Below are 17,984 nucleotides of genomic sequence, written 5' to 3'. Positions count from 1 at the left end.
AAACGGGAAGGAGAACCGGCGTTGAATTATAGACGAAGGACCGGTCTTATATTGCTGCTGGCAGCGGTAGCAATATTTTTTTCCTGCGGGAGGGCCATGGCTGCCGCAGCACCACAGATAACCGCTATTTCCCCGGCCAACGGACCTATTACTGGCGGCACCTGGATTAGCGTCAGCGGATCCGATTTTGCCGTTGGCGCTTATGTTTATTTCGGCTCCAACCCGGCTGCGGAAGTAATTTTTCGCAGCTCAAGCAAACTCGATGTTAAGACCCCTTCCAGTCCAACCTCCGGCCCGGTAGATGTCAAGGTAGTCAATCCTGACGGCCAGGAAAATATAAAAGTGGCAGGTTTTCGCTACGACCCGGTTATAACCGAAGTAACAACAGCGGAAGGCCGCACAGGCAGTACCGTCGGCGGCCAGGCAGTTACCGTCAAGGGCAGCGGTTTTCAAAATAACCTGGCCCTTTACATTGGTAACAACCAGGCAACGGAAGTGACTGTTTCTTCCGACGGCACAACCATCACCGCCCTGACGCCGCCGGGAACGGTGGGGAAAGTAGCAGTTAAAGTGGTCAATCCTGACGGCGGTACCGGGATTTTACCGGAAACCGACGAGAAAACCTTCGCCTACCGCTTGAGCCAGCCGGCCGTCACCAGTGTTTCTCCCGGCAGGGGCACCTGGATGGGCGGTACGGAGGTAATTATCCGGGGCCAGGAATTAAGCCCGGCAGGTGTTGTCCGTTTTGGCGGCACACCGGCTGTTGTTAAACAGGCCAACGGCATTACAGAGCTGGTGGTGGTGACGCCTCGCGGTTCGGTGGGCATCCAGGATGTCACTGTTACCAATCCCGACGGCCAGACAAGTGCCGTTACCGGCGATACAAAATTCGAATTTATCATCACCCCGGTTGTTGACGCAATTACACCAAACTACGGCAGCCCCCTGGGGGGGACGGAAGTAACCATTACCGGCAGCAATTTCCCGCCGGCAGGGCAGGTCGGCGTTACCTTCGGAGGCATAGAGGCCACGGTAACCGAGGTGGCTGATGGATATATTAAAGTGACCACCCCCGCCGGCGCCCCGGGTGCGGTGGATGTAGTGGTATATGACACGGCGGATATAGATAAGGCTTACAGGGTATTCCAGGGTTTTACCTATGTGACGGAAACGAGCAGCCCGGTTATTACCGGCATCACTCCCAGCGCGGGCAGTAAAGACGGGGGTACGGCGGTTACCATTACCGGCAGCGACTTTCGCGCCGGCGTTGACGTCCCCCTGAAGGTTAAGTTCGGCAATATCTATGCGGAACAGGTGACGGTAAAAAGTACTACCGAACTTCTGGTTATTGCCCCTCCCAGCCCGGTAACCGGGCCCGTAGATGTTACGGTAGAGAACCCTGATGGAGGAAAGTTCACCCAGCCCGACGGGTTTACCTACCTGGCGCCGGAACGGGTGCTGCTGATAACCAGCATAACGCCGAACCAGGGTTCCATGGAAGGTAATACACCGGTTATCGTTAACGGAGCCAACTTTATCGATCCCGCCGATCCTGCCGTCGAAAGCATTGAGCTCACTATTGGCGGCAACGCGGTAAAAAGTCTGACCTGGGACCCGGAAAACAAAGCGTATCAAGCCGTTACTCCTCCAGGCTATGGTACCCAGGACGTTATTTTAATAATCAAACGCTGGCAGGACGCCAATTTAATAACAGAAAAGGCTGTTTTGCCCGGCGGCTTTACCTATAAGGTGCCGGAAAGCCACCCGCGTATTACTAAAGTAGAACCTGCCGGGGGCCCCCTGTCGGGCGGCACCTTGATTACCATTTACGGCAGTGATTTCCGGGCGCCGCAGGCAGGGGAAACGGTCCAGGTTTATATCGGCAATCTGCCGGCCACCAATGTCCAGGTGATCGATAATACCCGGATTACCGCTGTCACACCGGCATCACCGGCAACGGGCATCAGAAATGTTACCGTAATCAACCCGGATTTAGCCACAGCGGTTTTACTCAACGGCTTTACCTACGTCGCTAACGCCATGACGATTGTCAGCGTTACCCCCGACAGGGGGCCGGTAGACAGACCGACTTTGATTACTATTACCGGCGCCAACTTCAATCAGGATAAGGACGAGCTGGGCAATATTAACATAGTGGTAGAAATAGGTACCCAGGAAGAAGGCTTTTTACCTGCTACCAATATCAACGTCAGCCAGGACGGCTCTACCATCACGGCAGAGACGCCCATTGCCACCGCCGGCACCAAGGACGTGGTGGTGCGCAACCGTTTTGGCAGCGCCACCCTGCCCCAATCCTTTACTTATTATGTGTCGCCCAGTACGCCGGTGATAGCAGGAATAAATCCATCCCTGGGGCCGACCACCGGGGGAACGCCCATCACCATCTATGGCGATAGATTCCAGGCGAAGGCTACCGTTACTATCGGCGGGCAGGCGGCAACCGGGGTAGAGGTAGTCAGTCCTATGGAAATTCGCGCTCTGGCGCCACCAGGCCTGCCCGGGAAACAAGATGTTGTTGTCACCAACCCCGACGGCGGGGAGGCTACCCTGCCTGAAGGATTTACATATATCAGCCATCCGGTGCTGGACGGCGTCTCACCCGGCCGCGGCAGTGTCGCCGGCGGCACCATTGTCACCCTGCACGGCGCCGATTTTTATCCCGGCATGCAGGTGTATTTCGGCAGCATCACCGAAGTGGTTTACGGTACGGTAAACGGTGATGTTTTCCGCCAGGTGCCGGAGGCGGACGTCCAGGTTATCGACCAACAAACGGCAAAGGTCCGCCTCCCGGCATGGCCGGAGGGCGTCGATCCGCAAGACGGCTTAAAGGTAGACATAGCAGTAGTTAACAGCGATGCCAGTTTGAGCAGCGACGGCGGGAGCTTTATAGCCGGGGATATCTTCACTTACTTCCAGCCCTTAACCTCCCCCCGGGTGGACCAGGTTACGCCCAATTTTGGTCCTGCCCAGGGCGGCAACGAAGTCCTGCTTACAGGCAGCGGTTTCCAGCCGGATGTAAAAGTCTATTTCGGCTGGGAAGAAGCCCGGGTCCTGGAGGTGACTCCCAATCAGGTCCGGGTCATCGCCCCGGCCAACGCCCCGGGCTTATACGATGTCACGGTAGTCAATGTTTACGATACAGGTATTTTTATCAAAGAAGATGCCTACGAATACCGCCAGCCCCTGACCTCACCCAGGATTACCGGAGTTTTTCCATCCCAGGGGCCGGCCCAGGGCGGGACCCTTTTGACCATCAGCGGGGAATATTTCTGGCCGGGAGTGCGGGTGTTTGTCGGGACTAACGAAGCCTTCCTTTATGTAAATAACGAAGGGCAGATAGTACCAAAAGAGATGGGGACACAAATTATTAGTCCCCTGGTGGCTTCCGGCGGCAAGGCCATTTATGTCCACACCCCTGAAGGACCGAAAGCAGGGGATAACTACCTTGTCGGGCCAGTAGACGTAACTATTGTCAATCCCGACGGGGGTAGCGCTACCCTGCGGGGCGGGTTTACCTACAAACTCCCCGATAGCCAGCCGGTCATAACCGGCGTCAGCCCGGCAGCAGGGACGACTAAGGGAGGCACCCCGGTGACCATCAGCGGCAGCGATTTCCGGGAGGGCCTGCAGGTATATTTTGGGGGTGCCGTCGCTACTGTCAAAAAGATTACCGCCGGCACCATCGAGGTGGTGACACCGGCCCATGATCCCGGCGCCGTGGACGTGACGGTGGTCAACAAGGACGGCGGCGTGGCCGTGGCTTACAGGGCTTTTGAGTACCTTGTACCGGGCAGTGAGCCGGTGATAAAAAGCGTAGAACCCCAGGCCGGCAGCGTCCTGGGCGGCACGGCGGTGACCATCAGGGGCGAGGATTTTCGTAACGGGGTCAGAGTCTTCTTTGGCGGCGTTGAAGCTGCCAGCGTTATGCGGGTTGATTACCAGACCATTACGGCCGTCACCCCGCCTTCCGCCGCCGGGACTGTGGACGTTACGGTGGTCAATCCCGATGCCGGTTCATATACCCTGCGTCAGGCCTTTACCTACCAGAGTTCGGTACCCCGGATCGATGCCGTGGTGCCGGAGCGCGGCCCGAGGGAAGGCGGCATTAGAGTAGTCATCCGCGGCGCCGATTTTATAGCGCCGGTGCAGGTCTATTTTGGCACGGTAGCGGCGGCAGATGCCGTGGTAAGCGAAGGCGGCAGCATGATTGCGGCGACCCTGCCGCCGGCGGCCCAGGGGCGGCTGGGTTCAGTAGATGTCAGGGTCGTAAACGGCGACGGCGCCGAGGTAGTGCTGCCGGAAGCCTTTACTTATGTAGTTCCAGACAGCCGGCCGGTCATTACCGGCATTGAACCTGCCAGCGGCAGCACCCTGGGCGGCAACTGGGTCACTATTACCGGCGAGGACTTCCGCGAGGACCCGGAAGTTTTCATCGGCGGCCAGCCGGCCCTGGAGGTAAAGCTTGTTGACGGGCAGACCCTGCGGGTGAAAACGCCGCCTCACAGCGAAGGACCCAAAGATGTTACCGTAACCAATTATGACGGCGGTACTGCTACCCTGGCGGCGGCTTATACCTACAAAGTGCCGGAAAGCCAGCCGGTGATTAAAAAGGTGGAGCCCAACCGGGGGCCTCAGATGGGCGGCACGGCCATCACCGTTACCGGCCTGGATTTCCGCGAGGGATTAAAGCTTTATATCGGCGGGGCGCCGGCCCAGGAAGTACGCCTGGTGGACTACAAAACCATCACGGCGGTGACCCCGCCCGGGACCGAAGGACCGGCCGACGTGACGGTTGTCAATCCCGATGCAGGCACCTATACCCTGCCGAAAGGCTTTACCTATTATCACGTGGAAGCCCCGGTTATTGACTCCATTACCCCCAGCGAAGGGCCGGCCACCGGCGGGACGGTCATTAGCATCAGCGGGAGCAAGTTCGCCCGGGGGGCCACCGTCCTCATCGGCGGTACTGCGGCCCTGGTTGTTGAATGGGTGAGCGATACCCTGATTAAAGCCACCACCCCTCCTGGAAACGCCGGGTGGCAGGAGGTGCGGGTGGTTAATTCCGACGGGGGCTGGGGTGCCCTGGAGCAGGGCTTTCGCTACCTCAAACCCAGGGGGGTGCCGGACGCGCCCTCGGGGTTCAGGGCCAGGGAGGTTGACGGCGGGAAGACCATAAAACTGACCTGGAGCGAGGTGGAATTTGCCGACTACTATGAGATCTGGGCCAGCAAGACACCAGGCGGCCCCTATGAATTTTTAACCCGCACCAGGGAGACGACCTTTTATAGCGAGGCCCTGCCGGAGGAAGCCGGCTATTTCTTCCGGGTGAGGGCGGTCAATGAGCTCGGCTATTCGGATTTTACCGAAGAAGAGTACGCCGAGGCTGAGGAAGAAGATGATGCCGACGAAGAAAATGATGGCGAACAATCGTACCCCGGAGAGGTAGACAGCGTAAAAATTATTACCGGCCGGGGCACCGTGGAAGCCACTTTAAACCGGGAGGGGCTTTTATCCCGGGACTACCGGCTGGACCTGGCTGCTGACGGGTCAAGGAACAGCCGGCTGTACATCGTCAGGGTAGCTGCCGCGGTGGCCGGGGAGGCCAGGGGCAGTTTGAGCATTAACACCGGGGAGATTAGCATGGCTTTGCCGGGTACGGCCCTCACTGAGGTCTACCGGAGCACCCTGGCAGGCTCCGATGAACAGGATGCTTGGGTGGAAATTATCCTGGAGGACAAGGGTCAGGGAGAAGCCGAAGCCCTCCTGAAAGGATTGCCGCCGGGAGCGCGGGTTGTGTCCCGCGTCTGGAGCATCAAGCTCCAGGGGCGGGTCGGGCGCCACCTTTATCCTCTGCTTTATTTCCCGGCGGGAACCCTTCTCTCCTTTACGTTACTGCCGGCGGCAGCCGGCAAACCCGTCATGTATTTCTGTACTCCCTATAACGTCAACTGGCAGCCCGTGAGCACTTTGTATGCGCCGCGCGTTGCCCGGCTGCATTTACCGGGGAAATATGCCCTGGTTGATTTGGGGGAGTAAACGATGCCATACCATAAATATCTTGCCGCAGTCCTATGCCTGCTGATATTGTTTGCCGCCGCCGTGCCGGCGGCCGCGGCCCAGGAAATAACCGGGGCAGGTTCCCAGGGGACATATTTAACGGGACAGGGCTCAGATGTAACGGCGGAATTGGTTACCGGCCAGACCTTTCGCGGCCTACCCTACCCGCAAAAGCGGCTGGCGGCGGTGCGCTTTACCGATACCCGGGGCCACTGGGCCTTTTTGCCCATTTTACGCCTGGCGGCCCAGGGCATTGTCCACGGCCGCGGCGGCGGGCTGTTTGCCCCCGAGGCGGCGGTGACCCGCGCGGAGGCTCTGATACTGCTGGCGCGGGCGGCGGGGTGGGAAGGTTCGGCCGCCACGGCGGCAGGTCAGGCAGTTGCCGCCGTGGTCCCGGCCGCGACCTGGAACCTGTTAACGGACCGGGAAAAGGCCTTTACGGCGGAAGAATGGCAGCAGCCGGCCCCACGCCAGGAGGTGGCGGCCTGGGTGGGACGGGCCCTGGGCGTGAGCCCGGCAGCATCTGGATTATATCCCTGCCTGGGCGCCTTTAGCGACGGGGATGAAGTCGACGATGAGCTAGCTCCCATGGTGGAAGCCGTCCTGCAGCGGGGCCTGATGACGGGTGTACGGGCAGGTGCCTTTGCCCCCCGGCAGGCAATGACCAGGGGGGAAATGGCAGCCCTCCTGGACCGCCTCGACAACGAGCTGGCTGCCGGCAGGGGTTCCCGGCGGGTAGAAGGCCAGGTAATGGACCGGGTGGAAACCTGGTCGGGCAACGGGGAGAAGATCATCACCCTGCGGGTAGCTACCTTTGCCGGCCCCGTCATCAACCTGGAGATCAAAAAAGATGCCGGCGGGAACTCCCTGTCAGATTTTATACTCTATAAAGCCGGACGTTTAACCCTGGGGCAAGAGCTGTCCGGGGGCGAGGCCGTCCGGCTCATCCTCCAGGGGGAATACGTCCTCCTGGCGGAAAGCACTGCCATGGCCGGGTCCCTGCGGGGTATGGTCCTGGCAGCCGGGGAAAAAGAACTGCTCCTGGTGGACGACCAGGGCCGGCAGTACCGCTATGCCGTCAGCCCCCACCTGGCGGTAGAAAGCAGGGGGTACAGCAGCGACCTCCCCCTGCCGGGCCAGGTAGTCAGCCTCACGGTCCAGGACGGCACCGTTACCCGGATAGTCCCCCTGGATGGAACAGGTACACCGGCATACATCCCGGGCGACACCAGGGTTGTTACCGGTTACGTGCGGGAAGCAGAGGCCGGTGCGATAGTAATAGTCGATGCGACCGGAAACGAAGAAACGTTCAAAATAACGGGGTCTACGACCATTAGCCGGGCCGGGCGCGCGATAATGCTCGCCGACCTGAAGACCGGTGACCCGGTCAAAGTGCAGGTTGATGCCGCCGGGCAGGCTCTTGGGATCCAGGTAGGGAACAGTACCGGCCGTCTGGGTAAGATATTGAAAGGAAAACTGGACCGGATAAATTCCTTTGACAACAAGATTGTCCTCCGGGATACCAGTGAGTTTTACTACGGTGCCTGGCTGCCCGGTGAGCCCCTACGGGTGGTGAGCCTGACCCGGGAAGCGGCAGCTTCCCTGGCCGGGACTTCCCGCGACCTGCTGGTACCCTACGGCCCCTATACCGGTGAAGTGATTGTAGTCCTGGCGGGAGGTCCCCAGGGTGAGGTTGGCGTTAAGGCCGTAAAGGTGGATGCTTCTACCAGGTTATTGGAAGGCTATCTGGATTATCTTTCCCTGGGGGGCAGGGAAATGCTGCTGGCCGGTGCCGTAGACCCTGTTGCCTTTACCCGGGAGAGTATAATCATTAAAAACGGCCGGCAGGTTGAGGCAGCCGACTTGGAGCTTGGCGATTACCTGTTTACGGTAGCGGCAGCGGTTCCCGGCGGTCGCCAGGCAGTGCTGATCTTCAGTGAAGATATTTTACCTTCCTCCTGGCGGCTCTACCGTGGGCGGGTAGAAGCCGTATCCAAAGAGGGCTTTGAGCTGGAAGACGTGGAAGAGATGGGCGGCCAGGACGACCGGCTTTACGACTGGGAAGAAACCGAGGATTACAGCATGGAGTTCCAGCTGGACTGGGAACCGGTTATCATGGACGAAAGCGGGACTTTGAGCCTGGACGAGTTTGTTGAGGCCCGATTTACCGGGAAGTATGATGGCTACCAGGCCTATACCCTGGTCCGGGAAGAAGAGGCCCGGGGTCTCCTGGTCCTGCCCCGGAGTGCCGTAGGCCCCACCATGACCAGCCTGGGCCGCCTGCAGGAAATAGACCCGGATAATGGAACTTTGACCTTGACGGCCGTCCGGGATTGGAGCCCGGGCTACAGCCAGTGGCAGGATCGTGATTATTCCCTGGAGCTGGATGCCCGGACGGCCCTGGTAGTGAAGGGGAGGGCCATGGCGGCCCTGGAAGACTTGCTCCCCGGCGATAACGTCTATGTCATCCACGACCAGAAGCAGGCCCTGGTGGTAGTGGCAATGGATTAGGTATGGAAATAGCCGTCTATGCGTCCGGCGACTTCCTGGGAAAAAGAAGGTACCAGCCGTAATATTTTCAGGTGAGGGTAGAGGTGGTTGGTGTGGTTGAAAACCGGCTGAGGGACAAATTTTGCTGGCTCATCTTTTGGGGTGCATTCTTCACTATATATTTACTGCATGCCCTCCCGGCCGCTGCCGTCGATTTTTACCGTTTCCAGGGCGGCATCAAGAACGAAAAGGAATATGCCGAAGTCCTTTACCTTACCGGCGAGCCGGTACTCCTGAAGGGTACGGTGCAGGAAAATACCAGCCCGGCCAGGAACGGTAAAATCACCAGCAGGGTTACCTTTAAACTGGAAAACAAAGAAAAGGGCATCAAGCTGAACCGGAGCTTGAACTTTGCTACGGAAGTAGAAAAAAATGGAAGGCAGGAAGTAAACACTACCACCCTGGAACGCTTCAACGAAACAATCACTGTGGGAAAGGACAGGTACACCCTGCATGACTTTCAATTCTCCCGGTCAGAGCTTTTGGACCACCAGCCGGCGGTTGATTATAAAAGCGGCAACTGGACGGCCCGGAAAGTCTACAGCCTTAATAACGACCAGGCCAGGGTGACTGTGGAAACCTGGGGGCAAACAGTAGGTTACAGCCATGCCTGGGGAAGCACCGAGACCAGCCAGGAAGAAGGCACGGTGTTTTTCAGCGGCAAGGTGGCTCTGGATAAGGAAACCCTTGTTTCCACTACGTGGAGCAGCAGTTTCCACCAGGACCTTTCTTACCGGCGCACCCGCTACCTGGAATACCAGGCCAACGAGCCCCTGGCCATCAGCTTTGCGGGGGGCTACGTCGAGAATACCCGGACCACCGAAACCCTGCATTACCGGGGCAGTTTTCCCGACCTGGAGAACGGCGTACTGGCCAGCAGCCGCTGGCTGAAGAAAGAGGGCAGTTACGAATTAAATGGCCTTGCCGGCAAAAACTGGTTGTGGGTGGCGGACCTGGCCGACATCCGCGGCCACTGGGCCGAGGCGGATATTCGCCAGATCTACGGTTTAGGCGCCTTTGAGGAAGAAGGGGATTATTTCCGGCCGTCGCTGCCCTTCTTCCGCGGCCAGTTTGCCCGGGCCCTGGTCGCAGTGCTGGACCTGCCCCTGCCGGACGAAGATTCGGGAGCAGCCCGGCTGCCGGGTGCCAGGGGGTTGACCACCGGCCGCATCCTGACGGGTCAGGGCGGCACGACTTACACCCGGCCGAACCTTACGGGCCGGGCCGGGCAATCGTCCCTGTTAGCCGGCAGGCTGGGCCAGGCCGCCCAGCCCCAGGAAAAACCCCTCTTTGCCGATGTCGCCACGACTGATCCGGCCTATAAGTATTACAAAGCCGTCTATGAAGCCGGAGTAATGACCGGTACGGGGCCGGGCCTTTTTGGCCCTACCGAGCCCCTGACCAGGGCCGAAGCCCTGGTCATCCTGGTACGGGCCCTGGGCCTGGAAGGCCTGGCGCCGGCAGGCTATGTGCGGACTCCCTTCCAGGATGACTGGGATATACCTGCCTGGGCACGAGCTGCCGTCTACGTGGCCAGTAAAATCGGCCTGATCCAGGGTGACGAGTACGGCTTCCTGAAGCCCAACGAAACCCTTACCCGGGCCGAAGCGGCAGTATTTCTCAACCGTTTTATCCACTATCTCCAGGAGGAAATGACCGCCGATTACCGGGAGCGGGTGCTGAATTTTAACTAGTGAAAGGCGGGTTTACCTGTGAGGGTACAGACGTCACGTTTTGGGGTAGTAGAGATCGATCCGGCGGAAGTGTTGACCTTTCCTAACGGCATCCCGGCCTTTGAACACCTGAGAGAGTTTTTCTTTCACCCCATCCCGGAAAACCCGGCCTTTACCTGGCTCCAGGCCGTAAGGGATCCGGAAGTAGCCTTCCTGCTGGTCGACCCCTTTCTCTTTTTCCCCGGCTATGAAGTGGAGATCCCGGATGGCCTGCAGAGAGAGCTGGAGATTAAAGCCGCTGCCGACGTCCTGGTCCTGGCCGTAGTGACCGTCCCCAACGGCGACGTCCGGCGCATGACGGCCAACCTGGTGGCTCCAATGATCATCAACAGGGCCGCCCGCCTGGGCCGGCAGTTTGTCATGGAGGGCACCAGATATACCACCCGGCACCCTCTGTTCCGGTGAGCTGCGGCCAGGTAACGTTGCCGGGAAGGCAAGACGGAACAAAGCAGGTGCTGTGGCGGGCGCGCCGGTGGAAAGGAGTTCGTCTTTTAAGGGAAATAATAAAGACGGGGGCCGGGAGCCATTATCCCTGACTGGCCCCGGCGAAGGAGCGGGTAAGCCGTGCTTGTCTTGACCCGGCGGGTTAACGAAACCATCGTTATCGACAACAGGATCAAAATAACCGTTGTTGGCATTGAAGACGATAAAATCCGCATCGGCATCGACGCCCCGCCGGAGGTGCCCATTGTCCGCGAGGAGCTGCTTGCTGCCGTCCGCGATGAGAATAAAGCCGCCGCCAGGATGCCGGCCATAGCGATCGGGGAGCTGCCCATGAAAACAAAGCCGGGTGAGCAGCAGTAACATTGAGAACCAACCTTTTGTATGATATGATCAATTCAGCAAATTGGTGTAAAGCGGCAGTCATGTCAACTACGTAATGACGGCAGGTGAAACTGAAATGAGCCGACAGGATAACCATAACCTGCTCAAAGAGGCCTGTACCCGGTACGCCGTCGCCGATGCCCGCCCTCTCCCGCCCGGCAAAATGACCTTTGAACAATTCCTTACCTGGGCCGATGAAGACACCCTGGCCGAATGGGTAGAGGGAGAGGTCGTCCTGATGACGCCGGCATCACTGAACCACCAAAGGTTGGCGGGCTTTCTTTATATGCTTATCAGGGAATTTGTCATCCAACATGATTTGGGGGAAGTGCTTTTTGCACCTTTCTTAGTACGCCTGCCGGACCCATTAAAAAGTGCACGTGAACCTGACTTAATCTTTGTAGCCAGGGAGCGCCTGCACTTGCTTAAGCCTGCTTACCTGAACGGGGCGCCTGATTTAATAATCGAGATAACCTCACCGGAAAGCCTTGAACGCGACCGGAACATTAAATTTAAGGAATACGAACAAGCAGGCGTGAAAGAATACTGGCTTATTCACCCCGATACTCGCCAGGCCGAGTTTTTCCAGCTCCAGGATGGCCGGTATCAACAGATACGGCCGGATGAAGACGGGATTTATACCTCCCGGGTGCTGCCGGGTTTGAGGCTTAACTTAAACAAATTGTGGGAAGAGGTACAGTGACCAGTGTTCGTGACCCTGTTCACTTCTCCCTGCTACAAACGGGGGTATTTTTGTGTCTATCGGAAATCCCAGGGTCATTATTGCCGGCCCTCTAATGCTGTTAAAAGCATTTTAGACGAAGTTAAAGGGTCATAATCTTGAAAGAAAATCTTACTTTAACCCCTCCAGCCTGGCGGTAAAATGTCGATATAATGTCATGGAAAGTAAATAGAAGTGAAGAAATAATATATAAGGCACCCAAAATAACTTAATATGGATCAAAGGAAGGTATATCCCATTGCACATTTTAGTAACCGGTGCCGGCGGTTTTATCGGTTCGCATCTTACGGAGAGGTTGGTTAGAGAGGGACATAAAGTCCGGGCCTTTGTCCATTATGATGCTCGCAATACATGGGGTTGGCTGGAGGAGAGTGAAGTCAAAGACGATGTTGAAGTCTTTGCGGGTGATATCCGCGATTATGACAGCGTCAGGGCCTCCTTAAGGGGGATAGAGGTAGTATTCCACCTGGCGGCCTTAATAGGGATTCCCTATTCTTATATCACGCCGGTTGCTTACATCAGGACGAACATCGAAGGCACGTATAATATTTGCCAGGCAGCGAGGGAAGAGGGTCTGAGAAGGGTAGTTCATACTTCTACGTCCGAAGTTTACGGAACGGCCCGGTATGTCCCTATCGATGAAAACCATCCCCTACAAGCCCAGTCACCTTACGCTGCCAGCAAGATTGGCGCCGACCAGCTGGCCCTGAGTTTTTACCGGTCTTTTGATTTACCGGTAACTATAATCCGGCCCTTTAACACCTACGGGCCACGCCAGTCAGCCCGGGCCGTTATCCCTACGATTATCACCCAGCTGTTAAGTGGCCGGGAGGAGATACGGCTGGGCAATTTGGCACCGACGCGGGACTTTAATTATATTGAAGATACGGTGAGCGGCTTTATCGCAGCCGGCCTTTCCCCCCATACCGTGGGTGAAGTGGTAAATATCGGCAGCGGCCGGGAAATAAGCATCGGCGAGCTGGTTGAGCTGATAGGACAATTGATCGGGATAAAGGTGAAAGACCGGGTTGATGCGGAACGTTACCGCCCTGAAGCGAGCGAAGTAGAGCGTTTATGCTGTGATAACCGCAAAGCGAACCGGCTGGCAGGCTGGCGGCCGGAATACTCGTTGAGGGAAGGACTGGCAATAACAATCGATTGGTTTAAAAATCACCTGGCTTTATATAAAGCCGGACAATATAACGTATAAGGCGGCGCCTTTTTGATGCAGGAAATTAAGATACCGTTGGACTGGCCTAATATCAGTGAGTTAGAGCGTGACTATATCTTAAAAGTTTTAGCAAGCGGCTATGTCTCTTCGGCCGGGCCCATGGTGAGGGAATTTGAGCGAAGTTGTGCTGGGAATTTTTAGAGGAGAAATCTGTTTCCTACTTATCCTCTGAAAACGATATTTACCCATCTATCCTTAACTGTTGGAGAAAAATAGTGCTAGAAAAATTGTAATCTTTTTACTAAAGGACGTGAGTTATAGGTGGAGTGGCATGGCTTAAGCGTTTTAGTCACTGGCGCTACAGGCTCTTTTGGACGGAAATTTGTAGAAATTGTTTTAAGGGAGTATAAACCTAGGCGGTTAATCATTTTTAGTCGCGATGAGCTAAAGCAACACGAAATGCGTCAGATTTATGATGACAAGGCAGCCGGTTCCCCGATCAGGTACTTCATTGGAGACGTGCGGGACCGGGAGCGACTATACAGAGCTTTTGCTGGAGTAGATATTGTTGTACACGCCGCAGCGCTGAAACAGGTTCCCGCCTGTGAATATAACCCATTTGAAGCGGTAAAAACAAATGTTTTAGGTGCCCAGAATGTTATCGAAGCGGCTATAGACAGGGGCGTAAAGAAAGTTATAGCCATCAGTACCGATAAGGCTGTAAACCCAGTTAATCTATATGGAGCAACCAAGCTTTGTGCGGAAAAAATGTTTATTCAGGCGAATGCATATGCCGGGGCAGGTGGGACACGATTTGCGGTTTGTCGATACGGCAACGTGGTAGCCAGCAGGGGTAGTGTTATTCCGCTTTTTGCACGCCAGCGTGAAAACGGTGTGGTTACCGTCACGGACCCCCGTATGACACGCTTTTGGATCACGCTGGAACAGGGTGTACGCTTTGTTTTGCGCTGTCTAGAGCTAATGCGTGGCGGGGAGATTTTTGTGCCCAAGATCCCGAGCATGAACATCATGGATCTTGTAGAGGCAGTGGCCCCTGGGTGTCGAGTTGAGTATATCGGGATAAGGCCGGGAGAAAAATTGCACGAAGTGTTGATTTCCGAAGATGAGGCCCGCCATACTGTAGATGTGGGCGATATGTACGTAATTAAACCACTACACCCATGGTGGCAAACAGGCAACTGGTCGGAAGGCACACCCTTACCAGATGGTTTCCGTTTCTCGAGTGATAAGAATGAGTGGTGGCTTAGGGTGGAACAGCTGCAAGACTTAATCGCAACATATGGATTTGCACCAGATGTTGAAAGAACGCCTCACGGAGGCAAACTGGAATGAAAGACGGTTTACAGCAATTTGACGGAACAAAAGTAAATGATGGGAAGCTTCAAGGAGATCGCTTTCTTCCCTATGCGCGGCATTGGGTAGACGCACAAGACATAGAGGCTGTATTAGAGGTGTTATCCTCCGAGTGGTTGACTACGGGACCAATGGTGGGGCGTTTTGAGGAAGCGGTTGCAGATTTTGTAGGTGCGAGAGAAGCCGTAGCGGTGTCGAGTGGAACGGCGGCGCTTCACGCGGCAATGTACGCCCTTGGCATAGGGCCGGGAGATGAGGTTATTGTCCCTCCGATGACTTTTGCGGCTACCGCTAACTGCGTCGTTTTCCAGGGTGGGACCCCGGTGTTTGCCGATGTGAACCCGGAAACCCTGTTGCTTGATCCCGAGCAGGTCCGCGCCAAAATTACGCCACGTACCAAGGCCGTGATAGCGGTGGATTATGCGGGACAGCCGTGTGATTACGATGCTCTGCGGCAGGTATGCGATAAATATGGGCTGGCCCTGGTGGCCGACGCCTGTCATGCTTTGGGAGCCACCTATAAGGGCCGAAAGGTTGGAACACTGGCTGACCTCACAGTGTTTAGCTTCCACCCTGCAAAGCACATAACCACAGGCGAGGGGGGCATGATTGTCACCAGCGACGCCGCTATGGCGCGGCGGATGCGTATTTTCCGTAACCACGGCATAACCGCCGATCACCACCAGCGAGCAACCCGGGGCACCTGGTACTACGAAGTGGTCGACCTGGGTTATAACTACCGCATCACGGATTTTCAGTGTGCTCTTGGCATAAGCCAGTTGCGCAAACTTCCGGCCTGGCTTGCCAGGCGGCGGGAATTGGCGCGCCAGTACGACGAAGCCCTCGCCGCTATACAAGGCGTTAGCCCGCTTAAAGTACGCCCGGAAGTTTCGCATGCTTACCACCTATATGTTGTGCGTTTAGATCGCGAGTATCTCCGCGTCGAGCGCGCCGGAGTTTTCAGGGCCCTGCGAGAGCGAGGTATCGGAGTAAACGTGCATTACATCCCGGTTCACTTACACCCATTTTACCGGGAAAAATTCGGTACGGGCCCGGGCCTTTGCCCGGTGGCAGAAGCCGCGTATGAAGAAATTCTTTCACTGCCCCTATTTCCGCAGATGATTGAAGACGATGTCAATACTGTAGTTAGATGTTTGGTGGAAGTAATTAATAAACGTGCTGGAGAGAAAGTGGAATGCGAATAGTGGCCATTATCCAGGCTCGGGTAGGATCAACCCGGCTCCCTGGAAAGGTACTAATGAATATTTTAGACAAGCCAGTGCTTTGGCATGTAGTTCAAAGAACTTCCCAATCCAAGCTAGTAGAGGAAGTGGTTGTCGCTACGACCACGAACGAGGCGGATCAAGCCATCGTTTCCTTATGCCAGGCGCAAGGCTGGCTTTATTTCCGGGGCAGTGAAGGAGATGTTTTAGACCGGTATTATCAAACCGCAAAGCAATATCACGCTGATGTTATTGTGCGCATCACCTCGGATTGCCCGTTAATCGATTCCGAAGTGATCGATCAGGTTATAAAGACGTTCATAGAAGGACAACCAAAGCTGGATTACTCCAGCAATACATTGCCCCCGCGAACTTTCCCGCGCGGCTTGGATACAGAGGTTTTTTCTCTATCTACTCTTGAACGCGCGTGGAGGGAAGATGCCAACCCGGCCACGAGAGAACACGTAACTCCCTACGTTTATCGCCATCCGGAGAAATTCCAGCTTCAAGGTATAACCAATAATGTAGATTATTCGTATATGCGCTGGACGGTGGATACTCTAGAGGATTTGACTTTTGTTCGCAAGATTTTCGAGTATTTCGGGAACAATGGGTTTACCTGGCGAGATGTGCTCTATGTGCTCAATGAACATCCGGAGTGGTTAAAAATCAACAGGCACGTTCAACAGAAGGTGGTGCCGTGAGCACTGAGAACCGAACGCTAATAATTCGTGCCGACGCTAATACCCGGATTGGCACCGGCCATCTAATGCGCTGCCTGGCTCTAGCGCAAGCCTGGCAGGAGCATGGCGGGAAGGCAGTCTTTATTACTGCTTGTAACAGCTCTGCTTTGAAGCAGCGGCTTCGGAATGAAGGGTTTGACGTAGTGGAATTGCAGTGCGCGCATCCGGATCCTGCAGACCTAAAAACAACAATGAGCGTGCTGGCAGCGCATCCCGAAGCCTGGCTGGTGCTGGACGGCTATCACTTTGATTCTACCTATCAGCGACTGGTTAAAGAAGCAGGCCATCGGTTGCTGGTCATTGATGACATGGCCCATCTTGACCGTTATTATGCTGACATCGTTCTGAATCAGAACATTCATGCTCATAAACTGCATTATATCTGCGAACCTTACACCCGGCTGCTTTTGGGTACGAAGTACGTGCTGTTACGGCGAGAGTTTTGGCCATGGCGGAATTACAAGAGAGAGGTTCCCGAAGTAGCGAAAAAGGTTCTGGTGACAATGGGCGGAAGTGACCCTGATAATATCACCCTGAAGGTCATCCGGGCTCTAGCTCAGATAGATATACCCGATTTGGAAGCGGTGGTTGTCGTCGGCCCGTCCAACCTACACAGGGAGACGCTGCACCGGGCGGCCGAATCCAGCCCGCTCTCGATCAGTCTGATTGAGAATGCTGCAAATATGCCTGAACTGATGGCGTGGGCAGATATAGCTATTTCGGCAGGGGGAACTACTGTATGGGAACTCTTGTTTTTGGGTGTTCCTACACTTACTTTGCCAATCGCTAATAATCAACGGGAAATTACGAGGGTATTGAACGAGTGGGGTTTCGTGGAGAGTTTAAAGGGTTTAAATTGGTTTCAAGATGCAATCGGTATAGACGTAGGTCGCCTAATTTACGAAAGACTGCAACGCATTATTTTGGATAATGATATTCGTATTCTCCTGTCACTGCGTGGTAGACAACTAGTAGATGGGTGTGGTGTACTGCGCATTGCAAATGTTCTTTTGGGGCAAGCAGTAGAAGATATCCATCTTCGTCCGGTCTTTCCTGAGGATTGTTCTCTTTTATGGGAGTGGGCAAATGATCCTGTAGTACGTACCTGTTCTTTCTCGTCTGAGCCTATACCCTGGATTCAGCATCTCAAATGGTTCCAAAGTAGAAGGAAAGATCCTAATACCGTGCATTTTATCGCCACAAATGAGGAATCTTGCCCTATTGGGCAAGTAAGATTCGATATACATGGAACAGAAGCTGAGATTTCATTGAGTTTATGTGAATCTTTTCGGGGACGAGGCTTTGGAACCAAATTGATCCGTTTAGCTGTTGGCGAGCTTTTTCGAATCACCCCGTCTGTGGTAACTGTTCATGCCTACGTAAAACCTACAAATCAGGCATCTATTCGTGCCTTTGAAAAGGCTGGATTTAAGATACATGGTGTAGAGGTAGTCCGTGGTGGACACGTGGCGATACATCTGAGTTTAGCAATAGACAATAATGTTACGCATTAAACATGCATTGTCAATAACTTAGGGGAGATAT

At 55.4% G+C, this 17,984-nt stretch carries 11 protein-coding genes; all 11 read left to right on the top strand.

Annotation, left to right across the window (positions count from 1 at the left end):
* Nucleotides 1-21: 21 nt before the first annotated feature.
* The 11 genes from FLZ89_RS01625 (at nt 22) to pseG (ending at nt 17,953) form a co-directional block, all read left to right on the top strand.
* Complete coding sequence (locus tag FLZ89_RS01625; protein ID WP_141304189.1) at nt 22-6,057, top strand: IPT/TIG domain-containing protein; 6,036 nt, start codon at nt 22-24, stop codon at nt 6,055-6,057.
* A 3-nt stretch (nt 6,058-6,060) separates the two neighbouring features.
* Entirely contained in the window at nt 6,061-8,589 is a 2,529-nt protein-coding gene (locus FLZ89_RS01620) for an S-layer homology domain-containing protein (RefSeq protein ID WP_141265598.1), read from the top strand.
* Between the two features lie 83 nt (nt 8,590-8,672).
* Nucleotides 8,673-10,322 (top strand): S-layer homology domain-containing protein, encoded by a 1,650-nt coding sequence (locus FLZ89_RS01615; RefSeq protein WP_172613389.1) that lies wholly within the window; start codon nt 8,673-8,675, stop codon nt 10,320-10,322.
* An 18-nt stretch (nt 10,323-10,340) separates the two neighbouring features.
* Nucleotides 10,341-10,766: a flagellar assembly protein FliW gene (gene fliW / locus FLZ89_RS01610; RefSeq protein ID WP_141265600.1), complete on the top strand. Its 426-nt coding sequence runs from the start codon at nt 10,341-10,343 to the stop codon at nt 10,764-10,766.
* Nucleotides 10,767-10,925: 159 nt separating this feature from the next.
* Nucleotides 10,926-11,165 carry a carbon storage regulator CsrA gene (gene csrA / locus FLZ89_RS01605; protein ID WP_141265601.1) on the top strand — a complete coding sequence of 80 codons (240 nt, stop codon included), beginning with the start codon at nt 10,926-10,928 and terminating at the stop codon, nt 11,163-11,165.
* Nucleotides 11,166-11,262: 97 nt separating this feature from the next.
* Nucleotides 11,263-11,889 (top strand): Uma2 family endonuclease, encoded by a 627-nt coding sequence (locus tag FLZ89_RS01600; RefSeq protein WP_141265602.1) that lies wholly within the window; start codon nt 11,263-11,265, stop codon nt 11,887-11,889.
* Between the two features lie 277 nt (nt 11,890-12,166).
* Nucleotides 12,167-13,138 carry an NAD-dependent 4,6-dehydratase LegB gene (locus FLZ89_RS01595; RefSeq protein ID WP_141265603.1) on the top strand — a complete coding sequence of 324 codons (972 nt, stop codon included), beginning with the start codon at nt 12,167-12,169 and terminating at the stop codon, nt 13,136-13,138.
* A 282-nt stretch (nt 13,139-13,420) separates the two neighbouring features.
* Entirely contained in the window at nt 13,421-14,452 is a 1,032-nt protein-coding gene (pseB, locus tag FLZ89_RS01585; protein WP_141265604.1) for a UDP-N-acetylglucosamine 4,6-dehydratase (inverting), read from the top strand.
* Nucleotides 14,449-15,678: a UDP-4-amino-4,6-dideoxy-N-acetyl-beta-L-altrosamine transaminase gene (gene pseC, locus FLZ89_RS01580; protein ID WP_141265605.1), complete on the top strand. Its 1,230-nt coding sequence runs from the start codon at nt 14,449-14,451 to the stop codon at nt 15,676-15,678. Before pseB ends, pseC begins: the two co-directional genes overlap by 4 nt.
* The gene (locus FLZ89_RS01575) at nt 15,669-16,400 is read left to right on the top strand and encodes a cytidylyltransferase domain-containing protein (protein ID WP_141265606.1); all 732 of its coding nucleotides are present in this window, start codon (nt 15,669-15,671) and stop codon (nt 16,398-16,400) included. The genes pseC and FLZ89_RS01575 overlap by 10 nt, the downstream gene beginning before the upstream one ends.
* On the top strand, nt 16,355-17,953 hold the full coding sequence (gene pseG, locus FLZ89_RS01570; protein ID WP_307722598.1) for a UDP-2,4-diacetamido-2,4,6-trideoxy-beta-L-altropyranose hydrolase: 1,599 nt from the start codon (nt 16,355-16,357) through the stop codon (nt 17,951-17,953). Before FLZ89_RS01575 ends, pseG begins: the two co-directional genes overlap by 46 nt.
* Nucleotides 17,954-17,984 lie beyond the last annotated feature (31 nt).

Origin of the sequence: Moorella sp. E306M (assembly GCF_006538385.1) — a bacterium.
Classification (GTDB): domain Bacteria; phylum Bacillota; class DSM-521; order Neomoorellales; family Neomoorellaceae; genus Neomoorella.
The sequence above is the reverse complement of the archived record's forward strand: the minus strand, read 5'-3'. Positions and strand labels throughout refer to the sequence as shown.

Coding starts and splice junctions, on each gene's coding strand:
- FLZ89_RS01620 (WP_141265598.1), top strand. CDS start 6,061: ATGCCATACCATAAATATCTTGCCGCAGTCCTATGCCTGCTGATATTG.
- FLZ89_RS01600 (WP_141265602.1), top strand. CDS start 11,263: ATGAGCCGACAGGATAACCATAACCTGCTCAAAGAGGCCTGTACCCGG.
- pseC (WP_141265605.1), top strand. CDS start 14,449: ATGAAAGACGGTTTACAGCAATTTGACGGAACAAAAGTAAATGATGGG.
- FLZ89_RS01575 (WP_141265606.1), top strand. CDS start 15,669: ATGCGAATAGTGGCCATTATCCAGGCTCGGGTAGGATCAACCCGGCTC.